Below are 22,587 nucleotides of genomic sequence, written 5' to 3'. Positions count from 1 at the left end.
CTTTTGGAGATTTTTTGCCGAAATACAACATATCAGCACATGAGAATGTGAAGATCTTTACAATCCATGCGGTTTTGCGGCACCCTCTACCCCGCCACGAAGACCACTCCGTCCGGGCTCCCGAGGGCGACAAAGCGGCAACCGAAGGCTGCTTCCAGCAAAGCCGGCTGCATGACGCTCTCCACCGGCCCGGCCTGGGCGCAGGCGCCATCGAGCAGCAGGATATGGGAGGCGAACCGTCTGGCCAGATTGATATCGTGGCAACTCGCCACCACCGCCTTGCCCCGCTGCGCGAGCCCCCGCAGCAATTGCATGACCTGCAATTGCGCGGCGATGTCCTGATGGGAGGTCGGTTCGTCCAGCAGATACAGCGCAGGCGCCTGCACCAGCAAGGTCGCCAGCGCCACGCGCTGCCGCTCCCCGCCCGACAGGCGCAGCAGATCCTGGCTGCCGAGGTGGGCCAGCCCGACCTGCTCCAGCGCCTGGCGTGCCAGGGCCATGTCGCCAGATGCCCCAGCCCAGCCATCGCCGTGCGCAAAGCGGCCAGCCGTGACCGCCTCCAGCACCGGCAGCGAAAACGCATCCTGCTGATGCTGCAGCAGCAGCCCGCGCTGCCGGGCCAGTTGCAGCGGCGACAGCGACGACAAGGCTTGTCCCTGCAGCACAATCTGACCTTCATACGGATGCAGGCCCGCCACCGTGTGGAGCAGACTGCTCTTGCCCACCCCGTTGCGGCCCAGCACGCACCAGAATTCACCACCTGAAACCTGCCAGTCCAGCCCTTGCAGCAAGACCCGCGTTCCGGCGCGCACCGTGAGCTGGCGCGCCTGCAGGATGGCAGGTGACGAAGTCTTCATACGCGGCTCCGCGCCAGCAGCCAGAGGAACGCCGGCACGCCGATGAGCGCCGTGATCACCCCGACCGGCAACTGCAGCGGTGCCACCACCGTGCGCGCCAGCAGATCGGCCAGGGTCAGCGCGGCCCCGCCGGCCAGCACGCAGGACGGCAACAGCAGGCGCTGATCATTGCCGATCACCAGGCGCAGACCATGCGGCACCACCAGGCCGACGAAACCGATGGTCCCGGCCATGGCCACCGCGCTGGCCGTACAGGCGGCGGCCACGCACAGCAGCATCACGCGCAGCCGCATCACCGGCACACCCAGCAATTGCGCAAAGGCGTCGCCGCGCGCCAGCAGGTTCAGCGAAGGGGCATGGCGCCAGCTCCACAGCAATGCCAGCAACAGCACCAGCGCCGTCACCGGCAAGAGGCGCGCGTCATCGAGGTCACCGATCAGCCAGAACACCATGCCGCGCAATTGCGCATCCGGTGCCACCGACAAGGCCAGCGAAATCAGCGCGCCAAACCCGGCCGCCAGCATCACCCCGGTCAGCAACAGGCGCTGGCTGGAAAGCAAGGGCGACATGGCCAGATACCGCAGCGACTGGCGCACCAGACCGAACAGCAGCAGCATGGCCAGCCCGGCCCCCAGCAAGGCGCCGGGCGCGGTCACCGCCTGCAGCGGCCATCCCAGGCGCAGCGCCGCCAGCATGGCCAGCAAGGCGCCCGCGGCCGATCCACCGGACAGGCCCAGCACATAAGGATCGGCCAGGGGATTGCGCAACAGCACCTGCATCAGCGCCCCCGCCAGCGCCAGCGCACCGCCCACCGCAAAGGCGGTCAGCGCGCGCGGCACCCGCAGCGACAGCAGCAGCGCCACGCTGTCGGCCGAAGCCGAGGGACGCAGGCAACCGCTACTGCCGCACAGCGCCGCCGCCGACAAGGCCAGCAGGGACAGCAGCAGGAGGCACAGCACGGGCAGGTAAGGTCGCATCGGCATCAGGCTCAGGACAGGTTTCAGAAGTCGTAACGGGCCGTGAATTTTACTGCCCGTCCGTCTTCCGGGTAGATGCCCGAGACAGCACCGCCACTGCAGTCATAGGCCTGCGAGTAGTACTTGCGGTCAGCCAGGTTGGTGCCGGTCACGGCAAACTCCCAGGCACTCACCCGCAGCGCATAACGGGCATCGACCGTAGTAAAGGACGGCATGCGCGCGCAGGTGTTGGCGAAGTCATTGCCCATGCGCTGGCGGTCCACCCAGCGTGCACCGACGTCGGCACTGTGCTGGCCGGATGTCCAGTTCAGCCGCGCCGACAGCGTATTGGCCGGCACCAGCGCCAGTTGCTTGCCGCTGTTGTCGCCCTCGTCGAAGCGCGCATTGACGTGCTGGTAGGTGGCGGTCGCGCCCAGTGTCTCGGTCAGCTGCACGCGCCCTTCCAGCTCCACGCCCTGATGGCGGGTCGGCGCCAGGTTGCTGTTGGCGCCGAAGCCGCCATTGGCGGTGGGGTCGTAATACAGTTCGTCGCGCACGCGATGGCGGAACCAGCGCACCGTCACCTGGCGTGCTGCATTGCCCAGGGTCGCACCCAGTTCCAGGTCATGCGAGACCTGGGGCTTCAGGACTGCGCCGGTGGGCAAGGCCGTGTAACCGTTCTCGTCGGCCGTGGCCAGGCGATAGCTCTGGCCGGTCTTGACGAAGCCGCGCAGCAACGGCAGCGGTGCGTAGCTGGCCTGCAGGTCCCAGGCATTGACGGCACTGGTGCGGCCATAGGCGCCGGAGCCACTTAGCTGGGTGAACTGCTCGCGGCGCACGCCAGCGGCCAGGCGGGCATTGTGGTCGAACTCGATTTCATCACGCAGGTACAGCGCCTTCGAATGCTGGGATGCATCGCTGTCTCCATAGCTGGCGTTGGTGGCCGAACTCCATTCGGACAGGTCGACCCCGGCGATGGCTTCGTTCTTCCAGAGGCCGCGCTCCAGCACCTGGCGCAGGCGCGGCGAGAACTGCGTCACGCGCACGTTGGTCTGTGCGGACGAGCCGCTGCTGACATAGGTGGAGCGCGAGATCTTCTCGCGATGCGACAGCTCGGCGGCGACATCGATGTCGCCGAAGCGGCGTTCCAGGAAGGCCGTGATGCTGTCGTTGTCATAGGAACCATGGTCCAGCGGCTTGCTGCTCTGGTGCGCATTGGCCTCGTATTGCGCTTGCGTCAGGCTGCCCGGCAGGCCGAAATCGGCGCGCGAGAGGTTGGCGCGCAGGCCGAAGCGCCAGTCGCTGGCGAACCACTGCACCGTGGCACTGGCGTTCTCCTGGTTGGCACGGCTGTTGTCGCGCCAGTTGTCGGCGTGCGATTTGGCATAGCTGGCGTCGATGGACATGTTCTCCCAGCCGCGCGAGACCGCCGCCCGGCCGCCGCGCTGGCCGTTGCTGCCGGCCTCGGCCACCACGGTGCCGTGCGCCGCATTGGCTTGCGGGCGGCGCGTGATGATCTGGATGATGCCGCCGGTGGCGCCGCTGCCATAGAGCACGCTGCTGCCGCCGCGCACGATCTCGATGCGTTCGATGGTCTCGATGGGAATCGAGGACAGCAGCGGCGTGGTCAGCTCATTCTCCGAAATGCGCACGCCATCGACCAGCACCACCATGTTCTGGTCGCCATTGGTGCCGAAGCCGCGCAGGTCCAGCGGAAAATCGCGCGGACCGGCCAGGCTCTGGCGTCCGTAGACGCCACCCAGCTTGCGAATGGCTTCGTTGGCATCACCGATGCCGGCTTCACGGATCTGCTCGGCCGTGATGACGGTGGCCGCCACCGGCGGGAACGCCGGATCATTGGGAAAACGCGAGGCCGACACCACCACGGGCGACAGCGGCTGGTCGGTGTCAGAGCTGGCAGCCAGCGCCGGATGCGCCAGGGTGACCAGGATCAGCGCACAAGCGGTGCGCAGGGCAAAACGGGGACGTGGACCGCCGTGGCAGGCCCGGAAATAAACGATATGCATGAAAAAGACAGGTGATGAAGGTGTACAGCCTGCCTCCCCGCAAGCTGCATTCAACGGAAAACCGCACTGGTATTGCCTGTGCGGCTTCCTCCTGTTCTGGCCGGTCTCCGGACTGCAGGCGTGACCATCGGCCTTCCCATGCGGCGAAGTGAAGGTTCGCGCAAAAACACAGTGGCGTGGAAGATGGCGTTGCCGGCCATACGCAACGAATCAGAACGAATCGTCTCGCCACCGGCACCTGGTTACCGTTGCGGGGGCAGTACACCTTGGCCAGACCGCCTGCTGCCGAGCACCTGCAGCGGGCCTGGCGCGTGTTTCCCGTTCAACTGCCGGCGAGGACACGCCGGCGGGCACCAAAACCGCGCCATTGTAGGCGTGCAGCGTAGCCGCCACAAGCCCGGACCCCGGATGATGTAAATCAGCACAAGCCCGGGGCTGTTTAATTGCTTTCAAGAAAAAGCCGGATAGAATTCATGCTCAGCGTAGTTATATAGAACAAATTCGATATCTTTATCGAAAACATTTGATTCGCGGCCGCCGTCAGTTCTTTGAAGGCGGTCGAAAAATCGAAACAAATGGGGGATTTCACTCGCTGTTTGGCCGATGAGATGGCGGCAGGCAGTCCTATACTTGGCGCCATGGCATGGTCGAGGGGGACTTTTGCTGCTCAGCCGGCCTTACCTGTCATCCCTGAATCGTTGTCGTGGTCTGCGAGCCTTCAGACTTCGCCTTGGGCTGCCGATATCTGTCTGATATCGGGGTCGAGGTGGTTGCTGTGCCTCTTGGAACGACGCATTTGATCCGCCTACGGGCAACTTTGCACAGCAGTGCGCCCACGAGCGCACACCTTTGTTGGGAGAATCAGTAATCATGAGCGACGACGTTGATCTGGAAGCATTGTTTGACGAAATTTCCTCGCAGACGCTACCGGCCATGACTGCCGGCGACCCGGCTGCCGACGCCACCGCCCAGAGCACGGACGCGGCCGCTGCCGGCGAACAGGAGGACCAGAGCGACAAGCCCATGTACGAACGCCTGGGCGGCATCGTGCGCCTGCTGCATGACTCCATGCGCGAACTGGGCTACGACCGCTCGCTGACCGACGTGGCCGAGCAGATCGGCGACGCCCAGAGCCGTCTGGAACACATCGCCACCCTGACCGAACAGGCCGCCAACAAGGTGCTCAATGCCCTCGATTCGGGCATGCCGGCGCAAGACCGCCTGCAGGAGCAAGCCAAGGACATCAACGCCCGCTGGACCAAGCTGTATGCCGGTCAGATGACCATCGACGAATTCAAGGCGCTGGCGGGCGACTCGCAAAAGTTTTCGACCTCGGTGCTGGAATCGACCGAAGCCGAAAAGGCCCGCATGCTGGAAATCATGATGGCCCAGGACTTCCAGGACATCACCGGCCAGCTGATCAAGAAGATCGTGGCCATCACCGCCGCCGCCGAGCGCGAGCTGGCGCAATTGCTGCGCGACAACGCGCCGCCGGAAGTCAAGGCGCAGATCGATGCAGACAAACCGGTAACCCTGATGAATGGCCCCTCCGTGGGAGGCACCGCCATGGGTCAGGACGACGTGGACGACTTACTCGATAGCCTGGGGTTCTAATGGATGACGAAATGCTCAAGGATTTTGTCGTTGAAGCGTTGGAGCTCGCCACCAACGTGGAAGAGCACCTGCTGACGCTGGAACGACATCCTGATGACCTTGAAATCCTCAACGCGGTCTTCCGCGCATTCCACACCATCAAGGGTGGTGCCGGGTTCGTCAACCTGCCGGCCATGGTGTCGGCCTGCCACCTGACCGAAAACCTGTTCGATGCGCTGCGCACCGGCAAGGCTCCGGTCACGCCGCTGGCCATCGAAGCGGCACTGCAGGCCAGTGGCTTCGTGGCCGACCAGCTCAACGAATTGTCCAACGGTGCCGCGCCCGACAGCCTGGCCTCGATGCCGACCGAACTGAAGGACATCCTGACCCAGGCCATCGAAGGCAAGAGCGAAGCCGCCCCCGCTGCCCCTGCCCCTGCGCCGGCTGCTGCCGCCCCCGCCGCTGCCGTGCCGGTGGCCGCTGCCGTGGCAGCCGCCCCGGTGGCCTCCGGTGGCACGGTCGATGGCAGTGCCAGCGTGATGAAGAATGGCGAACTGGACTGGCCCGCGCTCTACCAGGCGCTGGTACCGGGCGCAGCCGCCGCTGCCCCGGAAGCACAGGACCAGGCCGAAGCCGCTCCGACCACTGCTCCCGCAGCAGCACCGGCGGCAGCGCCCGCCGCCGCTGCGGCAGCCGATGGCGAGCCCAAGGCCGCAGCGCCGGTCCAGCAAAACCGCCGCTCCACCGACTCCCCTGGCGGCACCAAGGAAGAAAGCATCCGTATCGATGCCGGCAAGCTGGACGCCCTGCTGGAAGTGGCCGGCGAATCGGTACAGGCCGCCAACCAGGCCGCCGTGCTGCTGGAAAAGCTGCAACAGTTCAAGTTCGAAGGCACGGCCGCCGCGCTCATGTCGACCCTGGCCGAAACCCTGGGCCGCGCCTCGCGCTATTCCAGCGAACTGCAGCGGGCCACGTTGTCCACGCGCATGCAGCCGGTCGGACGCCTGTTCCAGAAATTCCCCCGACTGGTCCGCGAACTGGCCAAGGACCTGGGCAAGGACGTCGATCTGGTCATCACCGGTGCCGAAACCGAAGTCGACCGCGTGGTGGTGGACAGCCTCTACGACCCGCTGGTGCACATGCTGCGCAACTCGCTGGACCACGGCATCGAAGTGGACCGCGCCGCTGCCGGCAAGCCCAACAAGGCGACCATTTCGCTCAACGCCTGGCAGGCCGGCAGCAGCGTCATGATCGAAGTGTTCGACGACGGCAAGGGCATGGACCCCGACATGCTGCGCAGCAAGGCGCTGGCCAAGGGCCTGATCAACGAACACCAGGCGCTGACCGCCGACGAGGCGCTGCAGCTGGTGTTCCTGCCCGGTTTCTCGACCAAGGAAGTGGCTTCCAGCGTCTCCGGACGCGGCGTGGGCATGGACGTGGTCAAGACCGCCGTGGAAAAGCATCGCGGCACCATCCGCATCGAATCCACCATCGGCAAGGGCACCAAGTTTTCGATCCGCCTGCCCATCGAGCTGTCGATCATCCCGACCATGCTGGTACGCTGTGCCGGCGCCCCGCTGGCCCTGCCGATGGCGGTGGTCGAACGGGTGGTCGAGCTGCCCGAGACCTTCGACGAAGTGGGCGGCGCCCCGGTGCTGCGCGACCAGGGCCGTCCGCTGCCGGTCAACTCGCTGGCTGGCGTGCTGGGCTACGAGCCGGGCAATGAGCGGGTCGGTATCGTCATGGCGGTGCCGCACCCCTACATCCTGGGCGTGGAATCAGTCGAAGGCACGGCCGACCTGGTGATCAAGCCGCTGACCGCCATCCACACCGCCGGCATCACCGGTACGGCCCGTTCGGCCGAGGGTGAGCTGGTGCTGGTGGTGGGCTTGTCCTTCCTGCTGGATGGCTGCCGCGACCTGGAGCGTACGGCGGTGGCATAACACTGCCGCCAACCGCTGCAAACACAAACGGCCGGATCTGCAAAGATCCGGCCGTTTGCCATTTCGCCCCGCCCCTTGTCCCAGGGCCTAGCACGCCTGACTCCCGTTCGCCCTGAGCAGCGGCGCAGCCGCGTATCGAAGCCTGTCCTGAGCTCGCCGAAGGGGTCCCCGTCAGCACGCCTTCGATACGGCCCTACCCGGGCCTACTCAGGCCGAACGGTGATCATTACATCCAAAAACGGACTTAAAGTTCATACATGTCCTTTTCGCCTTCCATGACCTGCGCAATCAGCTTGCGATTGAGGGTCGGCGCCAGCAATTCGATGAAGGTATAGACATATCCCCGCAAATACGCCCCTTGCTTCAGGGCCACGCGCGAGACATTGGTACCGAACAGGTGACCGGCCGGAATCGCCCGCAGGCCGCGGTCGCGCTCGGCGTCGAAGGCGATGCCGGCAATGATGCCCACCCCCATGCCCAGTTCCACATAGGTCTTGATGACGTCGGCATCGATGGCTTCCAGCACTACGTCGGGTTTCAACTGACGCAACGAGAAGGCATGGTCGATCTTGCTGCGGCCGCTGAAGGCGGAGTCATAGGTGATCAGCGGATTGGTGGCGATCTCTTCCAGCGTCAGGCTCTTCGATTGCAGCAGCGGATGGTCGGGCGGCACCACCACCACGTGCTCCCACTGGTAACAGGGCAGCGACACCAGCCCCTCGCCGGAGGCCAACGCCTCGGTGGCGATGGCAATGTCGGCCTGGTCGTTGCGCACCATCTCGGTGATCTGCTTGGGATTGCCTTGCAGCAATGACAAATGCACCTTGGGATATTTCTGGGTGAAGGCTTGTACCACCTTGGGCAAGGCATAGCGCGCCTGCGTGTGGGTGGTAGCGATGGTGAAACTGCCGCTGTCATGGGCGGCGAATTCCTTGCCGATGCGCTTCAAACCATCCACTTCCTGCATGATCAGTTCCACCGACCGCAGCACCGCCCGACCCGGCTCGGTCAGGCCACGGATGCGCTTGCCGTGGCGGGTGAAGATGTCCACGCCCAACTCTTCTTCCAGCTCGATGATGGCCTTGGAAACGCCTGGCTGCGAGGTATAGAGGGCCTTGGCGGCCTCGGTGAGGTTGAAGTTCTGCCTTACCGCTTCACGAACGAAACGGAACTGATGAAGATTCATGTGGGAATTCCTTCGCTTCTACCTAGTAAGCGGGCAGCGCCCGGCGCCAGCCCTGCCTGCTTCATTCGCCGCATTTCCATATGCCAAAGGCGTATATAAGCAAATAAATACTATGTAGTTTGGTTTGAAACATAAGTTTATTACGATTCGCAGACTAATGGGCGAGGTGTTATGACTGTTTCTTATGTAGTAAGCGGATTTGCCGTAGGACTGCTGGTCGGACTGACCGGGGTCGGTGGCGGCTCGCTCATGACACCGCTGTTGACCTTGCTGTTCGGCATTCATCCTTCGGTGGCGGTCGGTACCGACCTGGCCTTTGCCTCGGCCACCAAGACCGCCGGCACCCTGGCCCACCGCTTCAAGGGCACGGTGCGCTGGGACGTGGTGCGCCGCCTCTCTTACGGCGCCCTGCCCGCCGCGCTGCTGACCACGCTGCTGCTGAAGCATTTTGGTGCCGTGAGCGACGGCATTGCCCTGACCATCCGCTATTCGATTGCGATCTCGGTGTTCCTGACCGTGGTCGCCCTGCTGTTCCGCTCGCGCATGCAAGCCTGGCTCAACGCCCATCCGGAAGCGCAGCTGCAGGGTACCAGACTGGCCGGCGCCACCATTGCCGCCGGCGCCCTGCTGGGTACGCTGGTGACCATTTCTTCCATCGGTGCCGGCGCCGTGGGCGCGACCTTGCTGGTGTTGCTGTATCCTCGCCTGTCTCCGGCCGAGATCGCCGGCACCGACATCGCCTATGCCGTCCCGCTGACCGCCCTTGCGGCCCTGGGTCACTGGTGGCTGGGTTCGATCAACTGGGAACTGCTGGCGACCCTGTTGCTGGGTTCGGTGCCGGGTATCACCATCGGTTCGCTCGCCGCGCGGGCGGTGCCGGAGAAATTCTTGCGCGGCCTGCTGGCCATTACGCTGACGAGCGTTGCAGTCAAGCTGATTTGGTAGGCTGATTTTCAATCGGGCGCACCCTGATCCGGGCGCCCATAAGACGTTAACAGGGAAGACAAGATGTACCGCTATGACCAATACGATCACCTGATCGTCAAAGAGCGAGTCGCACAATACCGGGACCAGGTGCGTCGGCGCCTGTCGGACGAGCTGGCCGAAGACGAATTCCGTATCCTGCGCCTGCAGAACGGCCTGTACCTGCAACGCCATGCCTACATGCTGCGCATCGCCATTCCCTACGGCATGCTGGCCTCCAAGCAACTGCGCAAGTTTGCCGAGATCGCCGTCAAGTATGACCGCGGCTACGGCCACTTCACCACGCGCCAGAACATCCAGTTCAACTGGATCAAGCTGGAAGAATCGCCCGAGATCCTGGAGCAGCTGGCCAGCGTGGAAATGCACGCCATCCAGACTTCCGGCAACTGCATCCGCAACACCACCTCGGACGAGCTGGCCGGCGTGGCCGCCGATGAAATCGTCGATCCGCGCCCCTATGCCGAACTGATCCGCGAGTGGAGCACCTTCCACCCCGAGTTCGCCTACCTGCCGCGCAAGTTCAAGATCGCCATCAGCGGCGCGGCCGAAGACCGTGCGGCCACCGCCGTGCATGACATCGGCCTGCACGTCATCAAGAACGAGGCCGGCGAAGTGGGCTTCCGCGTGCTGGTGGGTGGCGGCATGGGCCGCACGCCCATCCTGGGTAGCGTCATCCGTGACTTCCTGCCCTGGAAACACGCCATGTCCTACCTGGAAGCGATCCTGCGCGTCTACAACCAGTACGGCCGCCGCGACAACATGTACAAGGCCCGCATCAAGATCCTGGTCAAGGCCATCGGCGCCGAGGAATTCGCCCGCCAGGTGGAAGCGGAATGGGCCGACATCAAGGACGGCCCCTCCACCCTGACCGAAGAAGAACTGCAGCGCGTGGCCAAGTTCTTCACCGATCCGGCCTATGAAACCCTGCCGGTGGTGGATGCGGAATATGAACGCCTGAAGGCCGAAGACCGTGGTTTCGCCAACTGGATCAAGCGCAACGTCAAGGCACACAAGAAGGCCGGCTATGCCGCTGTCGTACTGTCGCTGAAGAAGCCGGGCGTGCCTCCGGGCGACATCACCGCCGACCAGATGAACTTCGTGGCCGACCTGGCAGACCAGTACAGCTTCGGCGAACTGCGCGTGACCCACGAACAGAACCTGGTGCTGGCCGACGTCAAGCAATCCGAGCTGTACGCGCTGTGGCAAGCCGCCAAGTCGCATGGCCTGGCCACGCCGAACATTGGCCTGCTGACCGACATCATCTGCTGCCCGGGCGGTGACTTCTGCTCGCTGGCCAATGCCAAATCGATCCCGATTGCCCAGGCCATTGCCGAGAAGTTCGAGAACATCGATTTCCAGCATGACATCGGCGACATCGAACTGAACATCTCCGGTTGCATCAACGCCTGCGGTCACCATCACGTGGGCAACATCGGCATCCTGGGCGTGGACAAGGATGGTTCCGAGTGGTACCAGGTCTCGCTGGGCGGTGCCCAGGGCAACGAGTCTTCGATCGGCAAGATCATCGGCCCGTCGTTCTCGGCCACCCAGATGCCGACCGTGATCGACCGGCTGCTGCAGGTCTACGTGCAGCAACGCACGGAAGAAGAACGCTTCATCGACACCGTGCGCCGCATCGGTGTGACCCCGTTCAAGGAATTCGTTTACGCAACGCCGATCCGCTCGGCCGAGTATGTCGCAGGAGAAGACGCAAATGCCTGAAATCATCAAGAACAAGACCGTCGTCAGCGACGACTGGACCGTCCTGCGCCTGGCTGAGGGCGAGACCGCAGACACCGTAGCGGTGCCACAAGGCCGCGTGATCGTGCCGTTGAAGGTATGGCAGGCCCAGGGCGACGCCCTCAAGGCGCGTACCGAGATCGGCGTGTGGCTGGCCAGCGATGAGCGGCCGGAAGAACTGAAGGGCCAGCTGGAGAACTTCAAGGTCGTCGCTGTCGACTTCCCCAAGTTCGCCGATGGCCGTGGCTATTCCATCGCCTACAACCTGCGCGCCCGCCTGGGCTACTCCGGTGAGCTGCGTGCCATCGGCGACGTCCTGCGCGACCAGCTGTTCTACATGCAGCGCGTGGGCTTTGACGCCTTCGCAGTGCGTGCCGACAAGAACATCCACGATGCCGTCAAGGGCCTGACCGACTTCTCCGAGAAGTACCAGACCTCCTGGGACGAGAAGAACCCGCTGTTCCGCCGCGTCAGGCGCGAAACCGTGCAGGCCGCCGACTGAGCCGCGATTGTGAAGAAGGAAGGACAGCCCATGGCCAACCCAGGCTTGCAAGACCTCATCGCCAAGACCCAGGCCACACTGGAACGCATCGCCGCCGAGTACGCCCCGGCTGCGTTGGCCTCCAGCCTGGCCGCCGAAGACATGGTGCTGACCGACCTGATCCTGCGCGGCAAGCTGCAGGATCGCATCAGCATCTTCACCCTCGAAACCGGTCGCCTGCACAAGGAAACCGTGGGCATGATCGACCGCATCCGCGCGACCTACGATTACGAAGTCGCGCCCTACCGTCCGCAGCCCGAAGCGGTAGAAGCCTACGTACGGAAGAACGGCGCCAACGCCTTCTACGACAGCGTGGAACTGCGCAAGGAGTGCTGCCACATCCGCAAGATGGAGCCGCTGAACCGCGCCCTGGCCGGCAAGGCCTCCTGGGTCACCGGCCAGCGTCGTGCGCAGTCAGTCACACGTGCAGAACTGCACGTGCAGGAACGCGACGAAGCCCATGGCATGGAGAAGTTCAACCCCCTGGCCGACTGGTCGGAACAGGACGTGTGGGACTACATCCGCGCCAACGACGTGCCCTACAACCCGCTGCACGACCAGGGTTACCCCTCCATCGGCTGCGAGCCCTGTACCCGCGCCATCCAGCCCGGTGAAGACATCCGCGCCGGCCGCTGGTGGTGGGAGAACCCCGACTCCAAGGAATGCGGCCTGCACGTGGTCGATGGCAAGCTGGTGCGCATCAAGGCGCACGCGGCGAGCTGAACCAGAATTCAATCAAAGCAACAACAAGTAACGCATCGGAAGGTCCGGCATGAACACTGCGGTAGACACCCTCTTTTTGGACAACGCCAGCAACCGTCACCTCGACTGGCTGGAATCGGAAGCCATCCACATCATGCGCGAGGTCGCGGCCGAGTGCAGCAACCCGGCGCTGCTGTTTTCCGGCGGCAAGGACTCGGTGGTGCTGCTGCGCATCGCCGAGAAGGCCTTCCGTCCCGGCAAGTTCCCCTTCCCGCTGGTGCACATCGACACCGGCCACAACTTCCCGGAAGTCATCGAATTCCGTGACCGCCGCGCCGCCGAACTGGGCGAGCGCCTGGTGGTGCGTTCGGTGGAAGATTCGATCAAGCGCGGCACCGTGCGCCTGCGCAATCCGCAGACCGATTCGCGCAATGCCGCGCAAGCCGTGACGCTGCTGGAAACCATTGAAGAATTCAAGTTCGACGCCTGTATCGGCGGCGCGCGCCGCGATGAAGAAAAGGCCCGCGCCAAGGAACGCATCTTCTCCTTCCGCGACGAGTTCGGCCAGTGGAACCCCAAGGCCCAGCGCCCCGAACTGTGGGACCTGTATAACACCCGCGTGCACCCGGGCGAGAACATGCGTGTCTTCCCCATCTCCAACTGGACCGAACTGGACGTGTGGCAGTACATCGCCCGCGAAAAGCTGGCCCTGCCCTCGATCTATTTTGCGCACGAACGCGAGGTGATCCCGCGCAATGGCCTGCTGGTGCCGCTGACCGACCTCACCCCGGCGCGCGAAGGCGAGACCGTGGAAAAGCAGATCGTGCGCTTCCGCACCGTGGGTGACATCTCCTGCACCTGCCCGGTGGCCTCCGATGCCGCTTCCGTGGAAGCCATCATCGCCGAGACCGCAGTGACCCAGATTACCGAGCGCGGTGCCACCCGCATGGACGACCAGACGTCCGAAGCCTCGATGGAAAAACGCAAGAAGGAAGGATATTTCTGATGAACGCCGCCGCAACCCAAGCACAACTGGCCCAGGCCTCCGCACAATCGCACGAACGCGGCCTGCTGCGCTTCATCACCGCCGGTTCCGTGGACGATGGCAAGAGCACCCTGATCGGCCGCCTGCTGTTCGACAGCAAGGGCATCTTCGCCGACCAGCTCGACGCCATCTCGCGCGCCAAGCACAAGCGTACCGTGGGCGATACCGTGGACCTGTCGCTGCTCACCGATGGCCTGGAAGCCGAGCGTGAACAAGGCATCACCATCGACGTGGCCTATCGCTACTTCGCCACCCCCAAGCGCAAGTTCATCATCGCCGATACCCCGGGTCACGAGCAGTACACCCGCAACATGGTCACTGGTGCATCTACCGCCGATGCCGTCATCATCCTGGTGGACGTCTCCAAGGTAAAGCTGGGTGACGATGGCAGCGTGGAACTGCTGACCCAGACCAAGCGCCACTCCACCATCGCGCACCTGCTGCAGATCCAGCACGTGATCGTGGCCGTCAACAAGATGGACCTGGTGAATTACGACCAGACCGTCTATGACCGCATCGTCGGCGCCTACCAGCAGTTCGCCCAGCAACTGGGCTTGCAGGACGTGCACGCCATCCCGCTGTCGGCGCTGGCCGGCGACAACGTGGTGGAAGCCAGCGCACGCATGCCCTGGCACCAGGGCCCGACGCTGATCACCCTGCTGGAGTCGCTGTCGGTGTATGAAGATGCACACGAAGAAGCCTTCCGCTTCCCGGTGCAGCTGGTGGCGCGCCACAACGGCCACGAAGCCAATGACTTCCGCGGCTACATGGGCCGCATCGAAGCCGGCAAGGTGGCCAAGGGTGACAAGCTGGTGGTGCTGCCCAGCGGCCAGAGCGCGACCGTCAAGGACATCCAGACCCTGGATGGTTCACTGGAATCGGCCTCGGCCGGCCAGTCCGTGACCATCCTGCTGGACGAGTACCTGGACATCTCGCGCGGCGACCTGCTGGCCTCGGCGGCCCAGTCCTCGACCATCCTGAAGACCGTCAATGCCGACGTCTGCTGGCTCTCCGAAGAACCGCTGGACCTGCGCCGCAAGTACTGGCTCAAGCACACCACCAAGCAGGTCGCCGCACGCGTGGCCAAGGTCGATACGCTGCTGGACATCAACACCCAGGAACGCCGTCCCGCCGACACGCTCAAGCTCAACGACATTGCCCGCATCAGCGTGAACGTGCAGCAGCCCATCGCGGCCGATGCCTACCAGGACATCCGCGCCACCGGTGCCTTCATCCTGATCGACGAAGTGAGCCACCAGACGGTTGCCGCTGGTATGATTCGGATCGACTGATTTTCCTTCGATCCGCAATCGTCTCTTCGACCAGGCCATGGCCACCCAACAGGCAGCGACTTCCTACTCTTCCGATTCACCCGCCCCCAGCCCGGAACATCCGGGCATGGTGTGGCTGGTCGGCTCCGGCCCTGGGGCCGCTGACCTGTTGACGGTGCGTGCCGCGCGTCTGTTGGCGCAAGCCGAGATCGTGCTGCACGATGCCCTGGTCACCCCGGACATCCTGGCACTGTGCCCGCAGGCCGTGCTGGTCCCGGTGGGCAAGCGCAGCGGCCAGCGCTCCACGGCCCAGCCCGTGATCAACCAGAAGCTGGTGGAAGCGGCTCAGCAGTATCGCCGCGTGGTGCGCCTCAAAGGCGGCGACCCCATGCTCTTCGGCCGCGCCGATGAAGAAATGCGGGCGCTGGAAGAACACAACATCCCCTACGAAATCGTCCCCGGCATCACCGCCGCACTGGCCGCCGCCTCGGCTGCCAAGCGGCCGCTGACGCGACGCGGTATTGCGCGCAGCGTTTCCCTGTTTACCTCCAGCACGGGCGTGGACGAGCCGGACGAAGTGCGCATGCCCAATGGCGATACGCTGGTCCAATACATGGGCGGACGCGAAGCCACGGCCACGGCACAACGCCTGCTGGCCCTGGGCCATGCGCCCGAGACACCGGTGGTGGTGGTGGAAAACTGCAGCCGTGCTGACCAGCACATCTACCATCTGCAACTGGCTGGCCTGGAAGCCGGGCTGCAAGCCTGTAGCGGGCCGGTGCTGGTGATGATCGGGCCGGCGCTGGCGGATCGGGACGCCGCCCCAGCCTGACCGGAGCCCCAAGCGGCTTGGCCATTGCGAGCCAGGTTGGCTGTGCCCAAAAGCCGATGGCCCGTTTCCGGGCCATCTTTGCTTTTACAGCGACAAGCGTTCAGATCAGCCCTTGGCCATTCCCACGCAATACGCCGCAATCGCCTGCAACACCGCTTCATCTTCCCCCACCGCCGGCACGGTGCGCACGTCCACCCCCGGATGCGCCTGGCGCAGCTGTTCCAGCAATTCCGGCAGATCGCGGCGCACGTGGCCACCCTGCCCCAGGAACACCGGAATGACGGTGATGCACCGGCTGCCGGCGGCAACCTGCTGGGCGGCCACAGTCGGCAGGTCCGGCTGCATCAGTTCCAGAAAGGCCAGTTGCACCTGCGCACCCGGCATGGCGGCTTGCGTGAGCGCACGCAGGCGCTCGAAAGGCGCCGCCCAGGCAGGGTCGCGGGCGCCATGGGCGAACAGGATCAGGCTTGGGGAAGTGGCTTCGCTCATGATGTACAGCAGTCTTTCAGGCTAAAAGGACTATCGTCGAACCCGCGCCGCAACGGCTCAGGTCCGCTCCACCCACCACAGAGAACCGATGGCCAGCACCATGAACAACAGGCTGGGCAAGGCAGCGGTGATGAAGGGCGGCCAGGTGTTGAGCAGGCCGAGGTGCGAGAACAGGCTATTGATGAGCTGGAAGCACACGCCGATCATGATGCCCGTGAAAATCTTCAGGCTCACGCCACCCGCGCGGAAATGCAGGTAGGCAAACGGCAAGGCCAACGCCAGCATCACGAAGATCGACAGCGGATAGACGATCTTCTTCCAGAACGCGATCTCGTAACGGTCGGTGCGCTGATTGTTGGCTTCCAGGTGCTTGGTATAGGCCAGCAGATCGTAGGCCGACATGCGATCCGGATCGGCGAACAGTACCGAGAGGATTTCCGGCGTCACCTCGGACACCAGCTTCATCTGCGCCAGCTTGACGGTCTTGACCGGCTCGGTGATCTTGCGGTCCTTGCCGCCGACGAAATCGGACTGCATCACGTCGCTGAGCACCCATTGATGGTTGCCCTCGTAGACGCCGCTCTTGGCCGCGACCATGCGCGCCATGTGGAATTCGCTATCGAGCTCGTAGAGCTTGACGCCTTCGATGCGGCCATCCGGCTGCACCGTCTGGATGTTGATGAAGCGGCTACCGATCACATTGCCTTCCAGGCCGTTGTCCTTGATCACGTCCTTGGCCCACATGCCCGAACGGAACTGCGAAGACATCGATGCGCCCTGCGCCTGGAGTTTGAGCTTCTCGGCCCATTCGGAAGCCTTGGGCGCGACCAGTTCGCCGAAGACGATGGTCAGCACCGCAAAGCCTACGCCGATGCGCAGCAGCACCTTGGCCGCCATCCCGGTGGACATGCTGGAGACGCGCATGATGGTGAATTCCGAGCGCGCCGCCAGTTGCGAGAGCGTATAGATGGTGCCGATCAGCACCGCCGTGGGCATGAGTTCATAGACGTTGCCGGGCAAGCCCATGAGCACGTAGAACACCGCCTGCTGCAGCTTGTAGCCATTGCGGCCGACCTGCTCCAGCTGGCCCATCATCTCGAAGAAAGCGAACAGCGCCAGGAAGGCGGCCAGCGCAAAGAGCACCGAGCGGGTGATCTCGGAAGTGAAGTAACGTTGGATGACTCTCATCTCAGGCCTCGCGCTTGAACGTCATGGCGCGGCGCACTCGGCTCCACAACCGGGATGGGTGGTAGGGATGATTGATGTTCAGGCGCATGGCGAACATGCCCACGGTCAGCGCCGCCACGATCACGTGCACCGGCCACCAGGCCATCATGAAACTCATGCGCTGCTGCGCCACCGAGGCCTGGAACACGCTGACCGTATTGCTGTACACCACGAACAGCAGCAAGGCCACCAAGAGTCCCAGCGAGCGGCCCGCACGCGGGTTCACGAAGGACAGCGGAATGGCCAGCAGCATCAGCGCCAGCGCCATGAGCGGCAGCGCGATGCGCCACAGCAGCTCGCCGCGCGCATAGCCGTCCTGCTTGGCCAGCAGCTCACCCATCTGCAGCGCCCGCGCCGAACGCTCGCCGGCGGCGGACTGCGACTGGTTGCCGATCAACAGGCCATAGCGTTCGAAGTCGACAATCTGGAAATCGGGCAGGCTGGGCGAGCCATCATAGCGGCGGCCCTTGCTCATGACCACGAACTTCTCACCATCGGCGTCCACCTGGGTCTCGCCTTCCTTGGCGACCACCACGCTGTTCTTGCCATCGCTGTTGATGGTGTTGACGAAGACGTTGCGGACCTTGGAAGCATCGCCGGAAATGCCTTCGACGAAGAATATCCGGTTGGCGGCAGCCGACTCCTGGAACTTGCCCGGAGAGACGCGGGCGATGTCCTGGCGCTGCTCGAAGCGGCTGCGATATTCGCTGCTCTGTTCATTGGCCCAGGGCGTCACCACGAAGGACAGGACCGCCACCAGGGCCATGATGGGCCAGCCGAAACGCAGTACCGGCGGGATCCAGCGCGTGAGCGACATGCCACAGGCGAACCAGACCACGATCTCGGAATCCTGATAGCTGCGGGTCATCACCAGCAGCACCGAGATGAAGCCGGTGAGGATGAGGATGATGGGCATGTAGTTCAGGGACTGAAAGCCGATCAGGGCCAGCACGTCTTGCGACGCAACCTCGCCGCCGGCGGCCTGGCCGAGGATCTTGATCAGCATCACGGTCAGCGTGATGGTGAACAGCGTAGTGAAGACCCCACCTGCGGTGCTGGTCAATTCGCGTCGTAGGGCGCGCTGAAAAATCATGGGAATACTGGCTTGGTTTCTGGTGTCGGGGTCATTAACGGATGGCCGGCGCGGATGGCCGGCGCCCGGCATGGTGTCCGAGACTGGCTTGCCTGGCTGAACGCATGCGCCCGCGGCGTCGAAATGGGCTCTATAATCGCCAGGTAATTCATATAAAGGACGAACGATGGACTTTAGCACAAAAACATTGGACGCAAAAAACGCCTTGACGGGCGTCAAGACCGGCGCGCTGGTCGTGGGCATCCATGAAAACCGCAAGCTGACCAAGGCCGCTGGCGCCCTCGACAAGCTGGGCGCCATCAGCGCCGCGCTGAAGTCGGGCGACATTTCCGGCAAGCCGGGCTCGACCCTGCTGCTGCGCGGCGTCACCGGCATCGCCGCCGAACGCATCGTGCTGCTCGGCCTGGGCACCGAAGAAGAACTCAGCGACAAGAACTTTGCCGCCGCCAGCAGCGCCCTGGTGCGCACCCTGGCCACCCTGGGCTGCGACGATGCCGCCCTGGCCCTGCCCTTCGAGGGCGTCAAGGGCCGTGGCCTGGACTGGGCCGTGCGCAACGTGGTCCTGGCCGGCTGCGAGGCGGTCTACCGTTCGGATACCCTCAAGAGCAAGAAAGACCCCGCTCCCACGGGCGTGAAGAAGATCACCCTGCTGGTGGACGTGGCCGACGGCGCCGCCGCCAAGGCCGCCCTGGGCGAAGCCGTGGCGCTGGCCAATGGCATGGCGCTGACCAAGGAACTGGGCAACCTGCCCGGCAACGTCTGCACCCCGACCTACCTGGCCAATACCGCCAAGAAGCTGGCCAAGCAATTCAAGCTGGGCGTGGAAGTGCTGGACCGCAAGCAACTGGAAGCGCTCAAGATGGGCAGCTTCCTCTCGGTCACCAATGGCAGCGACGAGCCGCCCAAGTTCATCGTCCTGAAGCACCTGGGCGGCAAGGCCAAGGATGCACCGGTGGTGCTGGTGGGCAAGGGCATCACCTTCGACACCGGCGGCATCTCGCTCAAGCCGGGCCTGAACATGGACGAAATGAAGTACGACATGTGCGGCGCCGCCTCCGTGCTGGGTACCTTCCGTACCATCGCCGAACTGGGCCTGAAGATGAACGTCATCGGCGTCATCCCGACCTGCGAAAACATGCCCTCGGGCCGCGCCACCAAGCCGGGCGACATCGTGACCTCGATGTCCGGCCAGACCATCGAAGTGCTCAACACCGATGCAGAAGGCCGCCTGATCCTGTGCGACGCCCTGACCTACGTGGAGCGCTTCAAGCCGGCCGCCGTGGTCGACATCGCCACCCTGACCGGCGCGTGCATCGTCGCCCTGGGCCATCACAACTCGGGCCTGTTCACCCGCGAAGACGAAGCCCACGACCAGTTGGCCAACGCCCTCCTGGCCGCTGGCCGCGAAAGCGGCGACACCGCCTGGCGCATGCCGATCCAGGATGTCTACCAGGAGCAGTTGAAGTCCAACTTCGCCGACATCGCCAACATCGGCGGCCAGCCGGCCGGCAGCGTCACTGCCGCCTGCTTCCTGGAGCGCTTCACCCGCAAGTACACCTGGGCCCACCTGGACATCGCCGGCACCGCCTGGAAGAGTGGCGCCGCCAAGGGCGCCACCGGCCGTCCGGTACCGCTGCTGACCACCTGGCTGCTCAACCAGGCAGGCGCCAAGCCGGCCCGCGCCTGATCGGCCTGCGGCAGATGGACGGGATCGGCAACATCCTGACCGCCCGGCTGCCGCAGCCGCAGCCGATTACTGTCCTGCACCGACCACCGCAGCCCTTCGGCTTGCGGTGGTTTTTTTTCATCTTTTTACTCACCTTGGGCGCCGTCTTCCTGGGCACGCCGGAAAAGGCCATGGCGCAAGACACGCCGCTGCCCCCTGCGCAGACCGTGCGTTTTCCTTCATCTGACGGTAAAACCACCCTCACCGGCTATCTCTACACGCCCTTCGGTGCCGGACCGCATCCGGCCATGGTGCTGCTGCACGGGCGAGGCGGCCTGTATTCCTCGCGTGTGAACGCCAACTGCACCCAGATCGGGCCGGCCATTCCCTCGCCCTGCGATGCCGATACCCTCACCGCGCGCCATCGCACCTGGGCCGCCTATTGGCTCGCACGCGGCTACGTGGTCCTGCTGGTGGACAGTTTCGGCCCGCGCGGCGTGGCCCATGGCTTTGGACGCTACACCCACGGCGCGCCTGAACGCGCCGCCGTCAATGAACTGACCGTGCGCCCGCTGGATGCCGAAGGCGCGCTGCAATGGCTGGCTGCGCGCAGCGAGGTCGATGTCCGCCGCATCATGCTGCAAGGCTGGTCCAACGGTGGCAGCACGGCCTTGAACGTGATGCAGCGCCAGGCTGAGCGGCCCGCAGGCGAGGGACCCGCGTTTGCCGCTGCACTGGTGTTCTATCCCGGCTGCGGACGGCAAGCCCTGCTGTCTTCCCATCCCGAGATCGACAAACCCATGCAGGTGCTGCTGGGCAGCGCCGATGAAGAAGTCTCCCCGGTGACCTGCCAGCGCGTGCTGCGCCAGGCCATCCGCATCCGCGAGGCGCCTGCCCCCGTGGTCACGCTCTATGCAGGAGCCACCCATGACTTCGACGACCCCGGCAGTGCGCGCCAGGCGGTCGAGGCCAACCGCATCGCACGCAAGGATGCGCTGGCGCGGCTGGGGCCATGGCTCGATCAGCTGGCGCCCTGAAGCTTGCCCGGCAGCAAAGTCGCCGGGCTTTCTGCAAGCCCGCCCGTTCCCGTCTAGACTGATGCTCCTTTGTCGGAACACTGCCAACCCGCCATGGTCGGTCAGCAGGTCGACGCAGTACACCTCAATGTATGCCCACAAGAAAGGATCAGCATGACCAACGCCAATGCCCATCTTCAAAGCGACCTCTTCAAGCCCGTACAACTGGGCGCCGTGCAATTGCAGAACCGCATCGTCATGGCTCCGCTCACCCGCAGCCGCGCCCGGGCCGGCGACGTGCCAAGCGAACTGGCCGCCGAGTACTATGCCCAGCGCGCCGGTGCCGGCCTGATCATTGCCGAGGCCACGCAGATCTCGCCGCAGGGCAAGGGATACGCCTGGACACCGGGCATCTACGACCAGGCCCAGGTGGCCGGATGGAAGAAGATCACCGATGCCGTGCACGCCAAGGGTGGCCGCATCTTCCTGCAACTGTGGCACGTGGGCCGCATCTCGCACCCCGACCTGCAACCCGGCAACGCGCTGCCGGTCGCGCCCTCGGCCGTCAAGCCCGAGGGCAATGCCTTTACCGAGAGCGGCTTCAAGCCCTTCGTCGAACCGCGCGCGCTGGCGGCGTCCGAACTGCCCGGCATCGTCGAGCAATACAAGACTGCCGCCCAGCTGTCGATGCAGGCCGGCTTTGATGGCGTGGAAATCCACGCGGCCAACGGCTACCTGCTGGACCAGTTCCTGCGCGACAAAACCAACCAGCGCACCGACGCCTACGGTGGCAGCATCGAGAACCGTGCCCGCCTGCTGCTGGAAGTGGTGCAAGCCGTGACCTCGGTGGTGCCGAGCGAACGGGTAGGCATCCGCCTCTCCCCCGTCAGCCCGGCCAACGACATCGCCGACAGCGATCCCAAGGCACTGTTCAGCTACGTGGTGGAGCAGTTGAACCGCTACAAGCTGGTCTACCTGCACGTGGTGGAAGGCGCCACCGGCGGCCCGCGCGAGGTCGAGGGAGGCTTCGACCTGCAGGTGCTGCGCGATCTATTCAAGGGCCTCTACATCGCCAACAATGGCTATGACCTGGAGATGGCCGTCAAAGCGCGCGAGCGCAACCTGGCCGACCTGGTGGCCTTCGGCCGCCCGTGGATCGCCAACCCGGACCTGGTGGAACGCTTCAAGGCCGGCGCCGCGCTGGCGCAGTTCAACCAGGCCACGCTCTATGGCGGCGGCGCAGAAGGCTACATCGACTATCCGGCCCTGCAGCAGTCCTGAGCCGGTACGATACGTTCTGCGAGAATGGCCTGCCTGAGCGGCAGGCCATTTTTTTATGCAGCCGTGTTGCTGACCCGATGCACTTTGAGACCGGGATGCGGCCCTGCCCGCTACAATGCGACTTGCTTTCATCTCCAC

20 protein-coding genes and 1 riboswitch are annotated in these 22,587 nt (G+C 64.3%); of the genes, 13 read left to right on the top strand and 7 right to left on the bottom strand.

Features of this window, described 5'->3' with window-relative positions; translation table 11 throughout:
* Nucleotides 1–86: 86 nt before the first annotated feature.
* Genes ACVC5H_RS09935 through ACVC5H_RS09925 form a run of 3 tightly spaced genes read right to left on the bottom strand, consistent with a single transcriptional unit; the run spans nt 87 to nt 3,840 of the window.
* Nucleotides 87–857, bottom strand: coding sequence for an ABC transporter ATP-binding protein (locus ACVC5H_RS09935; protein WP_489622152.1), 771 nt, complete (start codon nt 855–857; stop codon nt 87–89).
* Nucleotides 854–1,834: a FecCD family ABC transporter permease gene (locus ACVC5H_RS09930; RefSeq protein WP_489622679.1), complete on the bottom strand. Its 981-nt coding sequence runs from the start codon at nt 1,832–1,834 to the stop codon at nt 854–856. Before ACVC5H_RS09930 ends, ACVC5H_RS09935 begins: the two co-directional genes overlap by 4 nt.
* Nucleotides 1,835–1,857: 23 nt before the next feature.
* On the bottom strand, nt 1,858–3,840 hold the full coding sequence (locus tag ACVC5H_RS09925; protein WP_489622151.1) for a TonB-dependent receptor: 1,983 nt from the start codon (nt 3,838–3,840) through the stop codon (nt 1,858–1,860).
* On the opposite strand from ACVC5H_RS09925, the gene ACVC5H_RS09920 reads away from it, so the two are divergent.
* The 3 genes from ACVC5H_RS09920 to ACVC5H_RS09910 all read left to right on the top strand — a co-directional run bounded on the left by ACVC5H_RS09920 (nt 3,839) and on the right by ACVC5H_RS09910 (nt 7,376).
* Nucleotides 3,839–3,964 carry a hypothetical protein gene (locus ACVC5H_RS09920; protein ID WP_489622150.1) on the top strand — a complete coding sequence of 42 codons (126 nt, stop codon included), beginning with the start codon at nt 3,839–3,841 and terminating at the stop codon, nt 3,962–3,964. The two genes, ACVC5H_RS09925 and ACVC5H_RS09920, sit on opposite strands and share 2 nt — an antisense overlap.
* A riboswitch (cobalamin riboswitch) is annotated at nt 3,922–4,213 on the bottom strand. It overlaps the preceding gene by 43 nt.
* Before the next feature lie 497 nt (nt 4,214–4,710).
* Nucleotides 4,711–5,454, top strand: coding sequence for a protein phosphatase CheZ (locus ACVC5H_RS09915; protein WP_489622149.1), 744 nt, complete (start codon nt 4,711–4,713; stop codon nt 5,452–5,454).
* Nucleotides 5,454–7,376, top strand: coding sequence for a chemotaxis protein CheA (locus ACVC5H_RS09910; protein WP_489622148.1), 1,923 nt, complete (start codon nt 5,454–5,456; stop codon nt 7,374–7,376). Before ACVC5H_RS09915 ends, ACVC5H_RS09910 begins: the two co-directional genes overlap by 1 nt.
* Nucleotides 7,377–7,620: 244 nt before the next feature.
* Here ACVC5H_RS09910 and ACVC5H_RS09905 read toward each other — a convergent pair whose 3' ends face one another.
* Nucleotides 7,621–8,562: a CysB family HTH-type transcriptional regulator gene (locus ACVC5H_RS09905; protein WP_075258928.1), complete on the bottom strand. Its 942-nt coding sequence runs from the start codon at nt 8,560–8,562 to the stop codon at nt 7,621–7,623.
* Between the two features lie 171 nt (nt 8,563–8,733).
* On the opposite strand from ACVC5H_RS09905, the gene ACVC5H_RS09900 reads away from it, so the two are divergent.
* The 7 genes from ACVC5H_RS09900 (at nt 8,734) to cobA (ending at nt 15,677) form a co-directional block, all read left to right on the top strand.
* Nucleotides 8,734–9,507, top strand: a complete 774-nt coding sequence (locus ACVC5H_RS09900; RefSeq protein ID WP_489622147.1) for a sulfite exporter TauE/SafE family protein — start codon at nt 8,734–8,736, stop codon at nt 9,505–9,507.
* 63 nt (nt 9,508–9,570) lie between these two features.
* Complete coding sequence (locus tag ACVC5H_RS09895) at nt 9,571–11,268, top strand: nitrite/sulfite reductase (protein WP_489622146.1); 1,698 nt, start codon at nt 9,571–9,573, stop codon at nt 11,266–11,268.
* Entirely contained in the window at nt 11,261–11,788 is a 528-nt protein-coding gene (locus tag ACVC5H_RS09890) for a DUF934 domain-containing protein (protein WP_489622145.1), read from the top strand. Before ACVC5H_RS09895 ends, ACVC5H_RS09890 begins: the two co-directional genes overlap by 8 nt.
* A gap of 30 nt (nt 11,789–11,818) precedes the next feature.
* On the top strand, nt 11,819–12,550 hold the full coding sequence (locus ACVC5H_RS09885; protein ID WP_489622144.1) for a phosphoadenylyl-sulfate reductase: 732 nt from the start codon (nt 11,819–11,821) through the stop codon (nt 12,548–12,550).
* A gap of 49 nt (nt 12,551–12,599) precedes the next feature.
* Nucleotides 12,600–13,535, top strand: coding sequence for a sulfate adenylyltransferase subunit CysD (cysD, locus tag ACVC5H_RS09880; RefSeq protein WP_489622143.1), 936 nt, complete (start codon nt 12,600–12,602; stop codon nt 13,533–13,535).
* On the top strand, nt 13,535–14,866 hold the full coding sequence (locus ACVC5H_RS09875; RefSeq protein WP_489622142.1) for a sulfate adenylyltransferase subunit 1: 1,332 nt from the start codon (nt 13,535–13,537) through the stop codon (nt 14,864–14,866). The genes cysD and ACVC5H_RS09875 overlap by 1 nt, the downstream gene beginning before the upstream one ends.
* Before the next feature lie 37 nt (nt 14,867–14,903).
* Nucleotides 14,904–15,677 carry a uroporphyrinogen-III C-methyltransferase gene (cobA, locus tag ACVC5H_RS09870; RefSeq protein WP_489622141.1) on the top strand — a complete coding sequence of 258 codons (774 nt, stop codon included), beginning with the start codon at nt 14,904–14,906 and terminating at the stop codon, nt 15,675–15,677.
* Nucleotides 15,678–15,782: 105 nt separating this feature from the next.
* On the opposite strand, the gene ACVC5H_RS09865 is transcribed toward cobA, so the two are convergent.
* From ACVC5H_RS09865 to lptF, 3 genes are read right to left on the bottom strand one after another with little or no spacing between them, the layout of a single operon-like run.
* A complete protein-coding gene (locus tag ACVC5H_RS09865) occupies nt 15,783–16,166 on the bottom strand; it encodes a sirohydrochlorin chelatase (protein WP_489622140.1) in 384 nt (127 codons plus the stop codon).
* Between the two features lie 57 nt (nt 16,167–16,223).
* Nucleotides 16,224–17,354, bottom strand: coding sequence for an LPS export ABC transporter permease LptG (gene lptG, locus ACVC5H_RS09860; RefSeq protein ID WP_489622139.1), 1,131 nt, complete (start codon nt 17,352–17,354; stop codon nt 16,224–16,226).
* 1 nt (nt 17,355) lies between these two features.
* On the bottom strand, nt 17,356–18,486 hold the full coding sequence (lptF, locus tag ACVC5H_RS09855) for an LPS export ABC transporter permease LptF (protein WP_489622138.1): 1,131 nt from the start codon (nt 18,484–18,486) through the stop codon (nt 17,356–17,358).
* A gap of 166 nt (nt 18,487–18,652) precedes the next feature.
* Between lptF and ACVC5H_RS09850 the strand changes: the two genes are divergently transcribed.
* The 3 genes from ACVC5H_RS09850 (at nt 18,653) to ACVC5H_RS09840 (ending at nt 22,449) form a co-directional block, all read left to right on the top strand.
* Nucleotides 18,653–20,173, top strand: a complete 1,521-nt coding sequence (locus ACVC5H_RS09850; protein ID WP_489622137.1) for a leucyl aminopeptidase — start codon at nt 18,653–18,655, stop codon at nt 20,171–20,173.
* A 170-nt stretch (nt 20,174–20,343) separates the two neighbouring features.
* Entirely contained in the window at nt 20,344–21,189 is an 846-nt protein-coding gene (locus ACVC5H_RS09845) for a dienelactone hydrolase family protein (RefSeq protein ID WP_489622136.1), read from the top strand.
* 153 nt (nt 21,190–21,342) lie between these two features.
* Entirely contained in the window at nt 21,343–22,449 is a 1,107-nt protein-coding gene (locus ACVC5H_RS09840) for an alkene reductase (RefSeq protein WP_489622135.1), read from the top strand.
* Nucleotides 22,450–22,587: the final 138 nt, after the last annotated feature.

The sequence above is a fragment of the Herbaspirillum sp. Her3 genome, from assembly GCF_057961275.1.
The sequence above is the reverse complement of the archived record's forward strand: the minus strand, read 5'-3'. Positions and strand labels throughout refer to the sequence as shown.

Bases quoted from the DNA above. Each gene is read 5' to 3' on its own strand.
- ACVC5H_RS09900 (WP_489622147.1), top strand. From the start codon at position 8,734: ATGACTGTTTCTTATGTAGTAAGCGGATTTGCCGTAGGACTGCTGGTC.
- ACVC5H_RS09890 (WP_489622145.1), top strand. From the start codon at position 11,261: ATGCCTGAAATCATCAAGAACAAGACCGTCGTCAGCGACGACTGGACC.
- lptG (WP_489622139.1), bottom strand. From the start codon at position 17,354: ATGAGAGTCATCCAACGTTACTTCACTTCCGAGATCACCCGCTCGGTG.
- ACVC5H_RS09930 (WP_489622679.1), bottom strand. From the start codon at position 1,834: ATGCGACCTTACCTGCCCGTGCTGTGCCTCCTGCTGCTGTCCCTGCTG.
- ACVC5H_RS09840 (WP_489622135.1), top strand. From the start codon at position 21,343: ATGACCAACGCCAATGCCCATCTTCAAAGCGACCTCTTCAAGCCCGTA.
- ACVC5H_RS09850 (WP_489622137.1), top strand. From the start codon at position 18,653: ATGGACTTTAGCACAAAAACATTGGACGCAAAAAACGCCTTGACGGGC.
- ACVC5H_RS09915 (WP_489622149.1), top strand. From the start codon at position 4,711: ATGAGCGACGACGTTGATCTGGAAGCATTGTTTGACGAAATTTCCTCG.
- ACVC5H_RS09865 (WP_489622140.1), bottom strand. From the start codon at position 16,166: ATGAGCGAAGCCACTTCCCCAAGCCTGATCCTGTTCGCCCATGGCGCC.
- ACVC5H_RS09895 (WP_489622146.1), top strand. From the start codon at position 9,571: ATGTACCGCTATGACCAATACGATCACCTGATCGTCAAAGAGCGAGTC.
- ACVC5H_RS09910 (WP_489622148.1), top strand. From the start codon at position 5,454: ATGGATGACGAAATGCTCAAGGATTTTGTCGTTGAAGCGTTGGAGCTC.
- ACVC5H_RS09920 (WP_489622150.1), top strand. From the start codon at position 3,839: ATGAAAAAGACAGGTGATGAAGGTGTACAGCCTGCCTCCCCGCAAGCT.
- ACVC5H_RS09845 (WP_489622136.1), top strand. From the start codon at position 20,344: ATGGCGCAAGACACGCCGCTGCCCCCTGCGCAGACCGTGCGTTTTCCT.
- lptF (WP_489622138.1), bottom strand. From the start codon at position 18,486: ATGATTTTTCAGCGCGCCCTACGACGCGAATTGACCAGCACCGCAGGT.
- cobA (WP_489622141.1), top strand. From the start codon at position 14,904: ATGGCCACCCAACAGGCAGCGACTTCCTACTCTTCCGATTCACCCGCC.
- ACVC5H_RS09925 (WP_489622151.1), bottom strand. From the start codon at position 3,840: ATGCATATCGTTTATTTCCGGGCCTGCCACGGCGGTCCACGTCCCCGT.
- cysD (WP_489622143.1), top strand. From the start codon at position 12,600: ATGAACACTGCGGTAGACACCCTCTTTTTGGACAACGCCAGCAACCGT.
- ACVC5H_RS09885 (WP_489622144.1), top strand. From the start codon at position 11,819: ATGGCCAACCCAGGCTTGCAAGACCTCATCGCCAAGACCCAGGCCACA.
- ACVC5H_RS09905 (WP_075258928.1), bottom strand. From the start codon at position 8,562: ATGAATCTTCATCAGTTCCGTTTCGTTCGTGAAGCGGTAAGGCAGAAC.
- ACVC5H_RS09935 (WP_489622152.1), bottom strand. From the start codon at position 857: ATGAAGACTTCGTCACCTGCCATCCTGCAGGCGCGCCAGCTCACGGTG.
- ACVC5H_RS09875 (WP_489622142.1), top strand. From the start codon at position 13,535: ATGAACGCCGCCGCAACCCAAGCACAACTGGCCCAGGCCTCCGCACAA.